We start from the raw sequence: 13,624 nt of genomic DNA on the forward strand, positions 1-13,624 counted from the left end.
CCGACCGCAGCTTTCGCTGTTATCGAGGGGGCTTCCAATAGATGCCGAAAGCAGCAAGCTGTTCTTCCGACTGTTTCACGCGTTCCGCTGCATTTGTTCCCAACCGCGCTGCCGTCAACGCCGCCAGGATTTCGACAGCGGCGAACGCCGGCGACATGCTTTGGAAGAACGATTGCGAATTTGAGGTGACGACGATCGTTTCCCGCGCGACCCGGGTCAGCGGCGATACACTGCTGTCGGTTATCGCCACCACGCTGACGCCCTGCCGGGCCGCCTGGCGCGCCACTTCTATCGTTGTGCGTTCATAGGGCGACATGCCCACGGCAAGAAGCACGTCGCCGCGCTTCGCATGCTGAAGAGCATCCAGACCCTGTCCGACCATCTCGCCGACAAGCGTGACCGTGCGCTCAGGGCCAGCCGCGAACGACATGACGCGGACGAAATGGCTGGCAATTGCATAGGCCGAGCCTGAGCCGAGACCGAAAAGCTTGCCCGCTGCCGCAAGCAGCTTGGCGGCGGCGATGAATTGCATGGCGTTGCCGTATTCGCCAAGACTTGAAATCTGGGCAGCGAGAGTGTCGGCCACGACCCCGACCGTCGAAAATCCCGAATCGCTACCCTGTCCGACACCCTGCCGGGCCGGTTCTCCGGCTATCGTCTCACGCAGCGCGCGCGCATAGAGGCTGCGCATGTCCTCATAGCCTTCAAGACCGAGCCACCGCGCCAGCCGCATCATCGTGCTGTGCGAAACGCCGGCCTGCTGCGCCTGCTCGCGCATCGACATCAGCGCCACATCCTTGGGGTGATCCAGCACGAAACGCGCCGCCACCCGCAGTTGCGGCGGCATATTCTCAAACCGTTCGACCAACAGCTCCGCCAAGGGACCTTTTTCCATTCCCATTACCCCATTAAAACCCCGGCGATCAGGCTACTCCGTGATCGCCTGAAACGCAACAGTTGGAACAAACAGGACTCAAATATTCCAAGTGGACTTTCATTTCCGATCGTCCTGCCCTAAGTTGTTATAGCAAGTTCCGGACCGCAGGCGTGAGCCCGGGCCTCGCAACCTGAATAGCCCCTCAAGGAGACAATGATGGCTGCTACCCCTCCCATTACGTCCGGCTCTACAGGGTCGCCGGAACAAAACCTGGACAAGATGATCAAGCAGCAGGAGCGCATGTTCAGCCTGGAGATCACGAAAGAAATGGCAAAATCCCAGCACGACATGCTGATGAGCACCGCCAAGACGCTCGGCGAGTCGGCTGAAAAGGCTTGACGCAGGAGATGCTCGAACTCATGCGCCGCCGCGAGCAACCGGCGGCGTACTCGCATGGCGGTAATTTCCAAGCGCCATCGTCCGGCTGCATTTGAAATCCTCATCGGCGGGGGAGATGAAGTGGCATGACCGCTAGTCCTATCGGCAGATATCTGGACGCCGCGCCAGGGCGTCGGCTCCGATCGATCATTTCCCCATCGCCGGCAACGGCACGGTCCGTCGCGCTCAGCGTAACCCACGGTTTTCATGCCGGCGCCGAACTCAGTCTGGTTGGGCCCCTGTATACGATCGGCTCCAGCACCGAATCGGACGTTGTCCTCAGGGATGCCGGCATCGCTCCGATCCACGCGAGACTGCGGCGCAAGGGCAGCCAGTTTGAAATCGAAGCCGTCGGCGGAGATGTCGCGCTCGCCACAGGCGAAATCATCCGTCAAGGACAGGGTAGTCGCTGCCGGTTACCGCTCGTCATTGCTATTGGCGACGCCCGCATCCGGCTGGTCAATCCGGAACAGGCCGCGAGCCGGTGGTCGATCGGCAATCGCCCCATGCTGGTTGCAGGCAGCGTTCTCTTTGCCGTTTTCGCCGTTTCCGTCGCTGCCAACGGGTTCTCTCTTGCCAAGTCCGACATTGGCGTGCAGGCGCCTTCTAAAGACGATCAACCGGTCAGAATGGCTTTCGCCGGCGAGCGGGACCAGCAAGTGCTGGACGATTCATCGCCAGCGCAGATTCAGACCGCCGAAGCGGAAAACCAGCTCAAACAGCGTCTCGATCAGTCCGGTATAAGCACCGTAACCGTCCAGCGATCGCCCGGGCGCCTGGTGGTTTCTGGCATGATACCGAGCGACAAGAGTAATGTCTGGACGGAAACGCAATCCTGGTTCGACCAGGCATTCGGCGCTCATGTCCCCTTGGTGTCCAATGTCATGATCGGCGACGCGCAACAGGCGCCGCGTCTGACGCTGCAGGCGATCTGGTATGGCGAGCGGCCTTACGTCATCGCAGCCGATGGCGCGCGTTACCACGAAGGTGCATTCACGGCTGACGGCTGGACCATCAAGCGCATCGGCGAGACGGAACTTCTCCTGACCAAGGGCGGCGCCACGGTCGCGCTGAAATATCCGTGAACCGCCGGCTCGAAGGGCCGCGCCTCGATTCGGCCAGGATGGACACTGCCGGCCGCGACGTACATCAGGCGGAAGGCGTGCGCGCGCAGACAATCAACCGGCGGCGGATGAATGGCGTCGACGAAGGCGCAAAGCGCCCTCAGGGGACGAAATCGGCAGCGGCCGCCGAAAGGCCTGAAACGGCGGAATTCCAAGCCTCTCGAGATGCGGCAGGAGAATCGTTGGATGACATACTCATCAACTTCGTCATGCCCACTAATCCGGAGCCGGCCATCCTGCGCCGCTCCGTGCCTATTCTCCAGCATTTCATAACGAACCTGGTTCCTGACCTTGAGGGGGGCGAGCAGCTCAAGACGCTCGCCAGAGCGCTGATCGAGGGTGAGATCGAGCGTCATCGCGATCTGCTTGGTCGCATGCAGGAAGGAATCGAGATCTGACCAACCCGCACGACACGGTCCATCTGCTGCATGTCCTGGGCTATCTCTACGGGTGTCATGGGCAGGCCAAGCGGGGCGCGACGTACCTGCTCATCGCCGCACAGCTGGCGCCGGAAAATGCCGGTCTCCTGAGGACATTGGCGCACCTGCTCATACTTGATGGCGAGGCGGAAAAGGCGTTGGCCACGATTGCCAGGCTGGAGACCTTGGAAGAAATGGACCACCCGGCGCTTACATTGCTGAAGAGCCGCGCCCTGCTGGTGGCCGGGCGCAAGACGGAGGCTCACAGCGCCTTGCTGCGCTTCCTGTCGCAACGAGGCGTTGAATGACCATGAGCGTGTCCGAGCGGCTTCTGCAGTTCCTTGCCAGGCTGTCGCTCCGCAGCGATCTGGTCATCGCCGTCCTGTTGCTCGTGGCCGTGGTGATGATGCTCATCCCATTGCCGACATTTCTCGTCGACATTCTCATCACCGCGAATATCGCCATCAGCGTGCTTATCCTGCTGGCTTCGTTCTACGTTTCTCATCCGCTGCAGTTTTCGTCGCTGCCGTCGGTCATTCTCATCGCCACCTTGTTCCGGCTGGCGATCACGATCACGACCACGCGGCTGATCCTGCTCCAGGCCGACGCGGGCGAGATCATCACCGCCTTCGGCACCTTCGTCGTCGGCGGCAGCATTGCGGTCGGCCTCGTCATCTTCCTGATCATCACCGTCGCGCAGTTCATCGTGGTTGCGCGGGGTGCGGAACGCGTAGCCGAGGTGGCCGCGCGCTTCACGCTCGACGCGCTGCCGGGCAAGCAGATGAGCATCGATGCGGAACTGCGCAACGGCGATATCGATCAGGCGGAAGCACGCCGTCTGCGCCAGCAGCTGGAGCGCGAGAGCCAGCTGTTCGGCGCGATGGACGGCGCCATGAAATTCGTCAAGGGCGACGTCATCGCCGGGATTGTGATCATCCTGGTCAACCTTGTCGGCGGTTTCGCTGTCGGCACGCTGCAGCACGACATGTCGCTCGGCGATGCGGCAGCGACCTACTCGCTGCTCACCGTGGGTGACGGGCTGGTGGCGCAGATACCGGCACTGCTCGTCGCCGTCGCCGCCGGCACGATGGTGACGCGCGTCGGCAGCGCGGATGGGACAGGCGACCTTGGCCGGCAGATAACCAGCCAGCTGCTGCGGGACTCGCGTGCACTTGCCCTCGCAGCGGCGATTATGGTCGGCCTTGCCATGGTGCCAGGCTTTCCTTCCATCGTGTTCCTGGTCCTTGGTGCCTGCTTCGGGACAGGCGCCTATGCAATCAATCGCCGCAGCACGCAGGACTCCGAACCCAAGGACATTGACCTGATCGAGGTGCAGGAACAACGGGGCAGCTCCGCAATTCCCACCGCAACGCTGCCTGCTTCGTATCGCGTGGTCGCACGCCTCGGCTCCGAACTGGCGGACGCGATTGCGGAGCCCGAATTCGCCGCGCTCGCCGACGGCGTCCGCCGCGAGCTTTTCGGCGATCTCGGTGTCGACGTTCCAGCCATCGGCATGCAGGTCGACGAGATGCTCTCACCACGAAGCATCCGTATCGACCTCGAAGGCGCGCCTATCCTGGATGTCGAAATTCCCGCCGGCCGCGTTCTGGTCGAAGCGGACCTGACGCACCTCGATCTGCTCGAAGTGACCTACGAAAAGGCCGCCTCGATTGCCGGCCAGCGCAAATTCGTATGGGTCGATGACCGCCACATCCCTGCGCTGAAAGAAGCCGGCTTCGTTTTCGCCACGCCACCGGAAACAGCCGCCAAGTGGACCGGAAACGCACTTCGGCTCTATGCCGGCCATTTTGTCGGTATTCAGGAGACCCGCAGGCTGCTGTCCGACATGGAGGCGGAATATGCGGATCTGGTCAGACAGGCTCAGGAGATCGTGCCGCTGCAGAAGATCGCGGAGGTGCTTCGCCGGCTTGTCGGCGAAAACGTGCCGATCCGCAATCTGCGCCTGATCCTCGAAGCTCTGATCGAATGGGGCCAACGCGAACAGGACGTTGTTTTGCTGACGGAATACGTCCGCACATCCCTGAAGCGCCAGATCAGCTTCCGCTGCGCCGGCCGCAACAACATCATTGCGGCCTATGTACTGCAGCGGTCGGCGGAAGATGTTCTACGCAACGCTGTGCAAAGCACATCGACCGGCACATTCCTGAACCTTTCGGATGACGATGCGCAGGCTTTGGTCGGTGAAGTCGAGCGCGCGCTGTCGCACAATTCCGCCGACGTCTCGCCGGTCGTCCTTGCAGCGATGGACGTGCGCCGTCACATGCGCAGCCTGCTCACGCACAATGCCATCGAGCTTCCGGTGCTGTCCTTCCAGGAACTTGCACAGGAATTCAACGTCCAGCCGCTGGCCACGATCACCGGCCGTAGCGGAAGAGCCGGCGCGCGCACCCAGGCGCTGCCGTCGGCTCAGGCGAAAGCCGCGCAGGAGGCAACCTCATGACGGCAGCCGGACGATCGGGGACATTTGGGGAATCAGGAGAGGAACGGCATGACAATCCACGATACCGCAGCAGGCGTTCGATCCGCCGCTTCCGCCTGGCGGACGGACATGCGCTGGCTCGCTATCGCGACGGTTGGCATTTTGGTGGCTTTGCTGTTTATGATCGCCGACGCGAGGGCGCAGAACGTATCGCCCCTGCCGAGCAAGCCAACGCTCGACCTGCCGGTCGGGCAAGGACGCTTGCTGCGGTTCAATGAGCCGGTCGAATCCGTCCTGGTCGCCGACACCACGATCGCAGACCTCCAGGTCGTGTCGCCAAGCATGGTCTATGTCTTCGGCCTCAAGCCCGGCCTGACCAATCTCATTGCAGTCACGGCCGACGAGCGTATCGAGGCAACGGCTCAATTCCGCGTCACACCCGATATCACGCCCGCCGCTGAAGCCAAGCATACGATGCAGCCGAATTCGGCGACAAATCTTCACATTTTCGGAACCCGCATCGTCATCACGGGTGAGGCACGAGGCGTCGATGAGGCAAAGGATCTGGACAATGTCGCAAGAACGTTTTCACCGCCGGAAACGCCGCCGCTGAACAACATGACCGTGCAGGGGTCGCAGCAAGTCAACATCCGGGTCCGCTTCGCCGAAGTCTCACGCACGGAGTTGCAGTCATATGGTGTCGACTGGTCCGTCGGCTACAAAAGTGGCGGCTTCGAATTCAACATGTTCCAGGACAATGGCGTGCCTTCAGGCAGCGATGGGAATTTTGGTCTGAGCCTCAACCAGGCTCACGGCCTCAATTTCGACGTCCTGATCGAAGCCCTGCAACGCAATGGCGTCGTCAAGATACTGGCCGAGCCGAACCTGACCGCCGTGACCGGACAGACGGCGAACTTTCTAGCCGGTGGAGAAATTCCGGTGCCCATTGCGCAGGGATCCGACGTGACGACCGTTCAATACAAACCTTTCGGCGTATCCCTCGGCTTCACCCCGACGCTCATCGGCCGCAATCGCATCGCGCTCCATGTCCAGCCGGAGGTCAGCTCTTTGTCGGATTCCGGCTCTGTAACCGCCAACGGCTTTGCCATGCCGAGCTTCGTGGTCCGAAGAGCCGACACGACGGTGGAGGTGGCGAGCGGCCAGACTTTTGCGATCGCGGGGCTTTTCCAGCAGCGGACCTCGCGCAACCTGGAGAAATTTCCTGTTCTGGGCGATGTGCCCGTGCTTGGCCCGCTCTTTCAATCGCAGCGCTTCCAGCATGAAGAGACCGAACTGGTCATCCTGATCACGCCCTATCTGGTGGCGCCGGTGCGGGACAGTCTGGCCACCCCGCTCGACCGTCCGGCAGCCAAGCGCCTCAGCCGCAAGCACGCCAATGACGCGTCGGCGACCGGTCTGATCATCAAATAGCAGGAAACGACCATGACATCGCGCACCGCTTTCTGCTCCGTGCTTCCCGCGCTGTTTCTGGCCGGCTGCGTAAACAGCCCGCAACAGCGGCAGGATTATTCGCCCGGCTACAGCTATGTTTCGACCGATACCGGCGGCTCCGAGAAAGGCGTCAGTGGCTCCATCCTGGCTCCCAATGCGTGTCTGGCCGAACCGGCCGACGACGACAACACCGCCGCCAAGACCGACCTCACCATCGTCTCTGGCGTCGGCTCTCATCTGCCGGCCGGCTGCGCCAATGCCTACAATCTGCAACGCATGACCGAAAGCCAGCGTGACCTCGTCGAGGGCCGTCGCATGGGACCGGCAGCCGCCGCGCCAACTGCGCGCGCGGCCCGTCGTTACCTCGATGGCGAGGAGGCTCCGGTCGGCGGCGCCAACAGCGCGCCGGCAACGCCGCAAACGACGCTTCCAGTCGAATGAGCCGGCGCGATCATCGCCCATGTGGCACCTGTTTGCGCGGCGGGCTTTGCAAAAGAGCGCCTCAGGCGCTAGAGCGGTTCTCCGTTTCACGAAAGCGCCGAACCGCTCTACCTCTTTGTTCTCACGCAATTCCGGACGGAAAACCGTTACATACTTTTCGTGGAATTGCTCTAGCCGAGGATGGAGCCGAGCGTCTTGGCCTTGGCCTGCGTGCTGCCCTTCGACCGGATGGTTCTGGCACGCGCCAGCAAGGTGGCCACCTCCTTGGTCGTCAAACCGATGGGTGGCGAGGCCTTGACCTGATCGGCTTGGCCAAGAAGTCCATAGACCATCACAATGTTGCGCTTGTGGTGCAATTGCGCGTTGGGCGCGGCGGCAATCTTCTGCACCAGCGGCAGTGCCGTGGCGGAGTTGTCCTCAAGGGCTGCCGCCAAAGCCATGTTGGTCTCGACGTCGAGATCGCCGGGCGCAAGTTTCAACGCCTGGGCGAAGGTCGCCTGCGCATCGGCAGTCCGGCCGGCGAATGTCTGCGCCACGCCCAGACGGTTGTAAGCGGCGCTGCTGTTGACCAAAGGCGCTGCCTGGGCGAGCGCGCGCATGCCGGCCTCGACATCGCCGGCCTCTATCATCGCCGAGCCAAGCCCGAGCATCGCTTCGCCGTCATTGGGCGCTTTGGCGAGCGCTGCCTGATAGGCTTTGGCGGCATCGGTCGGGTATCCCGCCCGCATATAGGCGTCGCCTGCCTTGACGAGCGCGCTCGGCTTGGCGTCCGGCATCGCTGCCGCACGCTGGTAGAGCGCTATCGCGGTATCATTTTCCCCGCGCGCATCGATATCGTCGGCAAGCTTGATCAGCCGATCCGACTGCGAGGCCAGGACCTGGTCCTTCGCGTTGACCGAGCCGGTTTTGGTCGTCTGGCAACCGGACAACGCCAGCATGACGGCGACTGGCAAGAACACGACATGCAACCGCATATCCACCTCTCCGTATTCAAGCCCGCTTTCACCTTACACAGAGCATCAACGGACTGGAACCACAACAGTGCGGTAAGATTGCAACATGGCCGAAGAAGCTGAGGAAAAGAAACTACCGGCTTCCGACAAGAAGCTGCGGGACGCCCGCCGCAAGGGCAAGGTTCCGCAGAGCCGCGACCTCACCTCGGGCTTCACTTTCCTCGCAGCGCTCGCCTATCTCTATTTCTTCTGGCCGACGCTCTTCAAGCACCTCTCGGACCTCGTGCAGACCGTAACCGTGCCCGGCGGTTCGTTCGGGGATGTCAGCCTGCGCGCCATCCGTCATACGTTCTCGCTGCTGATGCTTGCCACACTGCCGCTGGTCGGCATCGTCGTCGTTCTCACCGCGGCTTTCGGCATGCTAGGCACGTTCGGACCGGTCTTCTCGTTCGAGCCGCTCAAGCCGCAGTTCGACCACATCAACCCGGCCAAGGGCCTGCAGAAGATCCTGTCGCTCCGCAACGTCATCGAGTTCGCCAAAGGCGTGATCAAACTGGTGCTGCTGGCATGCCTTTTCATATTCGTGCTGATCACATGGCTGCAGCCGCTTTTCGATGCGCCGGGCTGCGGTCCGTCATGCCTGGCCCCGACGATCAAAGCGGTGCTGACGCCTCTCGGAATCGCCGCCGGCCTGGCCTTCGTCGTCATCGGCGTGATCGATGTTCCTGTTCAGCGCTGGCTGTTCCTTCGCGACATGCGCATGACGACAACCGAATACAAGCGCGAGTACAAGGATATCGAAGGAGATCCGTTGATCCGTCATGAACAACAGCGGCAGCGGCGCGAGGCGGTGATGCAACCGGCGAAGCTGGGCGTGAAAAATGCGGTCATCGCCTTTATATCCGGGGACCAGGCCGTGGCGCTGCGTTACGTCAAGGGCGAAACGCCGGTGCCGACAGTCGTCGCCAAGGGCCAGGGGCGTGCCGCCAACGAGCTAGTGGCTCAAGCGCGCCTAGCGGGTATTCCCGTCGTCGAGGACAGCGCCGTCGCCGAAGCACTCTTCGAGAATGCGAATACCGGATCCTATGTCGGCCAGCAGATGTTTTCGCCGATCGTTCGCCATCTCGTCCGACATGGCCTCACTTGAGGCCGGGATTGCCCACTCAGTCGCTGCCAATCTCACGGCATGCGTTGCTGGCGGCCTGGCCGGCAGAGCGGGGCCGAGAGCGAAGCATTTGGAGCGGACATCAGGTTGATTTGGCTAATTCCGCGACCCGATCCATTGTAGACTTGGCCCTCCAGCCACGTCGCCACTTTCGCCGATAGCTTGAAGGACCTGTCATCCTAGCGCCTCTGGCTGAGGTTCATTCCTTCAAAGGACGGCGGCAGCCATTTGGTTGAACTTCGGATTTGAAACTTCAGTCACAAGTTTCATGAAGGCCCCGATTGGACGAAGTTCTTGACGTGCCTTTAGGCACGTTGCGAAAGACTCGGTGAATGGCTTGTGATCTGCGATCGACAATGGCGTCAACCGGTCGTCGAGCTGGAACTCGGTCTTTGACACAATGCCGGCGCCCAAGCCTGCCGCGACTGCTTCGCGAACACCATCGCGCGGGATCTCCATGACCACGTTTGGTCGGATCCGATGCAATTCCAGCATCTCCTCCAGCGCCCGACGCGTCATCGAACCCGGTTCGCGAAAAATCATCCGCTGCCCGTCGAGTTCCTCAAGATCGATCTGCTGCCGGCCCGCCCACGGATGGTTGCGGTGGACGAAGATGATGACCTCATGGCGGCCGAGTTGGATGAGGTCGAGACGCGGATCGTCGTAGTCCCGGCCGATGATGGCGACATCCACCTCGTAATTCATGAGCTTGTTATAGACGACGTCGGAATTGCCGCTTTCGAGCGAGACCTGCACCAGGGGATATTGAGCATGAAACGCCGAGAGCAGTTCCATGACGAAGAACGGACCTACCGTGCCGACGCGCAATTTGCCGGAAATTTGATTGCCTTCCGCCCGCAAGATACCCACCGCCTGCTCCTCCAGCGAGAAAATCTGGCGCGCCACGGTCAGAAGCGCTTCGCCCGCATCCGTCAGTTTCAGGCCGCGCGGCGATCGCAAGAAGAGCTGAACGTCATAAGTCTCTTCAAGCGCTTTCACCTGCGTGGTCACCGTCGGCTGGCCGATGCAGAGCAGATCGGCAGCCTTCGTGAAGCTAAGTTCGCGACCCACCGCGTAGAAGGAACGCAGCTGGCTGAAATTGACGAAATGAAGCTTGTTAATGCCGCCCACGGCCTGTCTCCCTGCGAAAGGCTTCAGCCATCCGCACGATTTCTTCAGCGATTTCCGAGCGTTCCTCCAACAGATCGCACAATATCGTATAGTGGTTTTTTCCGTGCATCGGAACCAGTTCGGCGTGCTGGCCCGAGTCGCTCCAATAGGAAGAGAACCGCTGGGACTGTTCGCGGAACTCCTGGGTCTCGTCCGTGCCGACAATGGCCGCGAGCCGGCAATGCGGCACTGGCCAGCGGATCGGACTGATCCTTGCGGCCCGCTCGCGATCGAGCCCAAGCGCCGCATTGAGTGACGTCTCCGCCAGCGGCTCGACATCGAAGATGCCGCTGATCGGAACGCAAGCTGCCAGCGGCACGCTTGCCATAGGGCTTCTCATCGCGAGTGTGGCAGCAAGATGACCGCCGGCGGAATGGCCGGTCGCGATCCAGAAAGCCGGCGGCGTTGGGAGGGCTCGCAAAATCGCCGGCAAGAACGCTCCGATGCCGGTAACGATCGTCTCGATGGGTGTCTCCGGCGCCAGCGGATAGCTTGGCAGCGCCACGGAGAAGCCGCGGCCAACGAGCACGGAGGCAACGAAGGAATAACGGTCCTTGTCGAGGCTCTGCCAGTAGCCGCCGTGCACGAAAACCACCAGCGGCGCACGCTCGCCGGCCGGAAACAGATCGAACACTTCGCGCGGATGCGCGCCGTAGACGACGTTGCGCTGGCATATCAGTGAACTGCGGGCAGCGGCGCTCGCCTCATCGAAGAGTCTATAAACGTCCGTTCTTTCCGGATGACGGTCGCGGAAGACGTAGCCACATTCCGTGCTGGAATTCTGGCCATTCATTCGAACAGAACGACGCTGCGCACCGACTCTCCGGCTCTCATCAGATCGAAGCCACGATTGACCTGATCGAGGGCCAGCCTGTGTGTGATCTGCCGGTCGAGATCGACCCGGCCGTCCATATAGTAGTCAATCAGTCTGCCCAGTCCGCCGCGTCCTTTGACGCCGCCGAAATAGCTTCCGCGGATCGAGCGGCCATAGCGTACGCCGACCGGCGGGAACCCCATTTCGGCGCCCGGCGGCTCGACGCCGAGCAACACAGCGGTGCCCCAGGCCGGCTGGCAGCAGTCGAAGGCCTGCCGCATAACCGGCACGATGCCCGTGCATTCGAAGGCGACGTCGACGCCGCCGTCTGTAAGATCCCGAACCGCCTGCACGACCTTGTCGCCGTCGCGCGACGCATCGACAAAATCGGTCATGCCATAGGAGCGGGCGAGTCTTGATTTGCCATCGGTCACGTCGATGCCGATGATCCTTCCGGCACCGGCAAGCCGCGCTCCCTGCACAACATTGATGCCAATGCCGCCCAGCCCGAAGACGGCAACGGCGTCACCCTCGCGGACCTCGGCCAGCGCCGCGCCGACGCCCGTCGTGACGCCGCAGCCGAACAGGCAGACCTTCTCCAGCGGCGCATCCTTGCGGATCTTCGCCAGCGCAATTTCAGGGACGACCGTGTAGCGGGAAAGGGTCGAGGTGCCCATGAAATGATGCACCGGCTGCGATCCTATCGAGAAGCGCGAGGTTCCATCCGGCATGACGCCCTTGTCGCGCATCGGCTTGATGGTCCAGCAAAGATTGGTCCGTCCGCTCTTGCACATGCGGCAATGTCTGCATTCCGGACCATAGAGCGGAATGACATGATCGCCCGGTTTGAGATCATAGACCCCCTCGCCCACTTCGATCACCCGCCCTGCGCCCTCGTGCCCGGGAATGAGAGGATAGACGCTGGTCGCGTTGACGCCGTCGAGCGCAGTGAGATCCGTATGACAAAGGCCCGACGCGACGATCTCGACGAGTGCTTCGCCGTGACCGGGCGGCGCTACTTGCACTTCTTCTATTGTGAGCGGCTTGTGGATCTCGAAGCAGACCGCTGCCGGTGAACGGATCATGATGCCTGCCTCTCGAGCGCATCGCCGAGGCGGGTGAACCCCCTGCAAACGAGCTCGGCGCCGTCCGGCCTTCCGCCCGCCTTGATCATCTCACGCGCGATGCGGATGTCGCGGCCGCAGCCGATGCCGATTGCGCCGATCAGCCGGCCGCCAGCCGTGAAATATGCGAGATAGGCAAGGTCGCCTGGCTTGCCACGCTCAAATGCCGGCTCTCCGGCGCCTGGCACCCCGGCCACCTGGACGTTGAGGCCGTACTGATCCGTCCAGAACCAGGGCACCTCGCTGTATGGGGCCGGGTTGCCGCACAGATAGGACGCGACCGCCGCCGCCTGGTCTTCCGCATTCTTCCAGGACTCCAGCCGCCAACGCCCACCGAAGAGATGATTTTCGTGAGCCGCGATATCGCCCGCTGCGAAAATGTCGGGATCGCTAGTCTGCCCAAATTCGTTGACGACAACACCGTTGTCGGTGTGCAGGCCGGCTTCGCTGGCGATCCGGTCGTTCGGCGTGCCGCCGATGCCGACCAGAATAAGGTCGGCCTCAAACCTTGACCCGTCGTCGAGGTGGAGGCGGCCCGAAGCGTCCAAGGCTTCGGACGAGATGACTTGCCGGCCGCACAGGATACGCACACCCGCCCGCTCATGAAGCTCGGCGAGCCATTGCGAAAGATAGCGCGGGAGCAGTCGACCCAAGGGGCGCTCGGCGGCCTCCAGGACCGTCACCGCCGCGCCGAGTTTGACCGCGCTTGCGGCGACTTCCAGGCCGATCAGCCCTGCTCCGACAAGCACCAACCGCGCGCCAGGCACGATGCGGCTGCGCAGCGCAAGCGCATCCGAGAATGAGCGAAGATAGAAGGTGCGCGCCGCGATGGGCTCAAGCGGTCGGATCCGGCGGGGCGACAATCCTGTCGCCAAAACCAGCTTCCGATAGCAGAGGCTGGCGCCATTGGAAAGAGCCACGGTCTTCTCTTGTCTATCGATGCCGACCGCTTCCACACCCAGATGGAACCGGACGCCGATCTCGTGCCACCGCGCCGACGGTAGCAGATAGGCATTTGCCGGCACGCTCGGCGATGTCAGCACGCCCTTGGACAAAGGCGGCCGCTCGTAAGGCAGCTCCGTTTCGGCCCCGGCCACGTCGATCGGTCCGACGAAGCCGCCGTGCCGCAGCCTCTCCGCGACGCGGCCGCCAGCGTGTCCTCCACCGACGATAACGACGCCGGGCTTTCGTCCTGCGCTCACCACTG

Annotated in this window: 14 protein-coding genes; 8 read left to right on the plus strand and 6 right to left on the minus strand. The window is 62.2% G+C overall.

The features are described from left to right. Window positions 1-19: 19 nt before the first annotated feature. Window positions 20-880, minus strand: coding sequence for a MurR/RpiR family transcriptional regulator (locus ABID26_RS05195; RefSeq protein ID WP_126101740.1), 861 nt, complete (start codon window positions 878-880; stop codon window positions 20-22). A 213-nt stretch (window positions 881-1,093) separates the two neighbouring features. Between ABID26_RS05195 and ABID26_RS05200 the strand changes: the two genes are divergently transcribed. The 7 genes from ABID26_RS05200 (at window position 1,094) to ABID26_RS05230 (ending at window position 7,191) form a co-directional block, all read left to right on the plus strand. Then, complete coding sequence (locus ABID26_RS05200; RefSeq protein ID WP_292299484.1) at window positions 1,094-1,276, plus strand: hypothetical protein; 183 nt, start codon at window positions 1,094-1,096, stop codon at window positions 1,274-1,276. A gap of 125 nt (window positions 1,277-1,401) precedes the next feature. Further along, window positions 1,402-2,400, plus strand: coding sequence for a SctD/MshK family protein (locus ABID26_RS05205; protein WP_126101742.1), 999 nt, complete (start codon window positions 1,402-1,404; stop codon window positions 2,398-2,400). Further along, a complete protein-coding gene (locus ABID26_RS05210) occupies window positions 2,397-2,837 on the plus strand; it encodes a hypothetical protein (RefSeq protein WP_245460068.1) in 441 nt (146 codons plus the stop codon). Before ABID26_RS05205 ends, ABID26_RS05210 begins: the two co-directional genes overlap by 4 nt. A 137-nt stretch (window positions 2,838-2,974) precedes the next feature. Then, window positions 2,975-3,166, plus strand: coding sequence for a hypothetical protein (locus ABID26_RS05215; RefSeq protein WP_245460069.1), 192 nt, complete (start codon window positions 2,975-2,977; stop codon window positions 3,164-3,166). Continuing rightward, window positions 3,163-5,319: a type III secretion system export apparatus subunit SctV gene (gene sctV / locus ABID26_RS05220; RefSeq protein ID WP_292373714.1), complete on the plus strand. Its 2,157-nt coding sequence runs from the start codon at window positions 3,163-3,165 to the stop codon at window positions 5,317-5,319. Before ABID26_RS05215 ends, sctV begins: the two co-directional genes overlap by 4 nt. A gap of 48 nt (window positions 5,320-5,367) precedes the next feature. Continuing rightward, window positions 5,368-6,729, plus strand: coding sequence for a type II and III secretion system protein family protein (locus ABID26_RS05225; protein WP_126101744.1), 1,362 nt, complete (start codon window positions 5,368-5,370; stop codon window positions 6,727-6,729). Between the two features lie 12 nt (window positions 6,730-6,741). Further along, window positions 6,742-7,191: a hypothetical protein gene (locus ABID26_RS05230; RefSeq protein WP_126101745.1), complete on the plus strand. Its 450-nt coding sequence runs from the start codon at window positions 6,742-6,744 to the stop codon at window positions 7,189-7,191. A gap of 170 nt (window positions 7,192-7,361) precedes the next feature. Here the strand turns inward: ABID26_RS05230 and ABID26_RS05235 are convergent, their stop codons facing one another. Then, window positions 7,362-8,165, minus strand: a complete 804-nt coding sequence (locus ABID26_RS05235; protein ID WP_292373711.1) for a tetratricopeptide repeat protein — start codon at window positions 8,163-8,165, stop codon at window positions 7,362-7,364. Window positions 8,166-8,250: 85 nt separating this feature from the next. Between ABID26_RS05235 and ABID26_RS05240 the strand changes: the two genes are divergently transcribed. Next, a complete protein-coding gene (locus tag ABID26_RS05240) occupies window positions 8,251-9,291 on the plus strand; it encodes an EscU/YscU/HrcU family type III secretion system export apparatus switch protein (protein ID WP_126101747.1) in 1,041 nt (346 codons plus the stop codon). Window positions 9,292-9,516: 225 nt separating this feature from the next. On the opposite strand, the gene ABID26_RS05245 is transcribed toward ABID26_RS05240, so the two are convergent. From ABID26_RS05245 to ABID26_RS05260, 4 genes are read right to left on the minus strand one after another with little or no spacing between them, the layout of a single operon-like run. Beyond that, on the minus strand, window positions 9,517-10,440 hold the full coding sequence (locus ABID26_RS05245; RefSeq protein WP_189521330.1) for a LysR substrate-binding domain-containing protein: 924 nt from the start codon (window positions 10,438-10,440) through the stop codon (window positions 9,517-9,519). Continuing rightward, window positions 10,427-11,272 (minus strand): alpha/beta hydrolase, encoded by an 846-nt coding sequence (locus ABID26_RS05250; protein ID WP_126101749.1) that lies wholly within the window; start codon window positions 11,270-11,272, stop codon window positions 10,427-10,429. The genes ABID26_RS05245 and ABID26_RS05250 overlap by 14 nt, the downstream gene beginning before the upstream one ends. Beyond that, complete coding sequence (locus ABID26_RS05255) at window positions 11,269-12,375, minus strand: zinc-binding dehydrogenase (RefSeq protein WP_189521591.1); 1,107 nt, start codon at window positions 12,373-12,375, stop codon at window positions 11,269-11,271. Before ABID26_RS05255 ends, ABID26_RS05250 begins: the two co-directional genes overlap by 4 nt. Further along, window positions 12,375-13,619 (minus strand): NAD(P)/FAD-dependent oxidoreductase, encoded by a 1,245-nt coding sequence (locus ABID26_RS05260; RefSeq protein WP_292373709.1) that lies wholly within the window; start codon window positions 13,617-13,619, stop codon window positions 12,375-12,377. Before ABID26_RS05260 ends, ABID26_RS05255 begins: the two co-directional genes overlap by 1 nt. Window positions 13,620-13,624: the final 5 nt, after the last annotated feature.

It is taken from the genome of Mesorhizobium shonense (assembly GCF_040545255.1).
GTDB classification, from domain to species: domain Bacteria; phylum Pseudomonadota; class Alphaproteobacteria; order Rhizobiales; family Rhizobiaceae; genus Mesorhizobium; species Mesorhizobium shonense.